1 protein-coding gene is annotated in these 480 nt (G+C 43.5%); it reads left to right on the forward strand.

What is annotated here, in order from left to right:
* Positions 1–134: 134 nt before the first annotated feature.
* The coding region (locus HMPREF1551_RS03850; protein WP_021627733.1) for a ThiF family adenylyltransferase at positions 135–480 on the forward strand (346 nt) is incomplete at its 3' end.

Consider the following 480-nt stretch of genomic DNA (forward strand, 5'->3'; position numbering starts at 1 on the left):
CATCAATTAGGCTCATATCCTATAACCAAAATACTCTTAATAACCCTTTGGCAGGAACTCACTCAAAGTAATAAACCTTTTCCTTGTGAACTGCTCAATCCCAATCACCTCACCTTACAACAAATCCTATAACAATGAAACAGACCCTAAACACCTCAAACAGCCTCAACCCTTTCAACACCTCTGTCCAAGCACACAAAGAGCGGGTACATTTTACTGATACAGCTTTGCTCAACGCCACCAATCCTATTAAAGTACATCTGATAGGAGCAGGAGGCACAGGCTCACAAGTAGCCACTGCTTTAGCACGTATCAACCACGCTTTGGTTGCTTTAGGACACGCAGGGTTATCGGTAACCCTTTGGGATAACGACCTTGTAAGCCCTGCTAATCTTGGCAGGCAACTCTTTTCAGCTTGTGAGTTAGGAATGTACAAATCCACTGCCCTAATAAGCCGTATCAATCGCTTTTTTGGTACAG

The sequence above is a fragment of the Capnocytophaga sp. oral taxon 863 str. F0517 genome, assembly GCF_000466425.1.
Lineage (GTDB): Bacteria > Bacteroidota > Bacteroidia > Flavobacteriales > Flavobacteriaceae > Capnocytophaga.